This is a genomic window from Aureispira sp. CCB-QB1 (assembly GCF_000724545.1).
Lineage (GTDB): Bacteria > Bacteroidota > Bacteroidia > Chitinophagales > Saprospiraceae > Aureispira.
The window spans coordinates 1-378 of record NZ_JHBV01000122.1; the positions used below are offsets into that span (position 1 = coordinate 1).

The following is a 378-nucleotide window of genomic DNA, read 5'->3' on the forward strand; positions in this document are numbered from 1 at the left end:
CCGAACCTTTCTGTAACAGAGTTGGACGATGAGACAAAAGCACGTTTAATTTTCCAAACGGATGTAAATGATAATGTTTCTAAGATTGCGAATTGGGAAAAATTTGCAGATGAGGATTTAGGAATTGATGTTTCTGTTCCAACGATTCAAGTAGAAGGTACGAACAAAGGTATCAAACATACATTTAAAGTAGTAGAAGATCAATTTGCAGAGGGAGAAAAAGATTTGATCAATCACAAGCAGTATTATTTCTGTGTGGTTGCTTATGCTTATAACGAGTATCAAAAATTCAATCCTGTTACCAATACAGGACAGGCAACACCTTACTTACAAGGTCGTAGAAACTTTAAAATATACACAGGAATACCAAGAATCAAC

The 378-nt window shown here is 34.9% G+C and carries 1 protein-coding gene; it reads left to right on the forward strand.

Going from position 1 to position 378, the window contains the following annotated elements; all coding sequences use genetic code 11:
• Positions 1–378, forward strand: a 378-nt coding sequence (locus CG11_RS30645; protein WP_197043983.1) for a hypothetical protein, incomplete at both ends; no start/stop codon positions are given.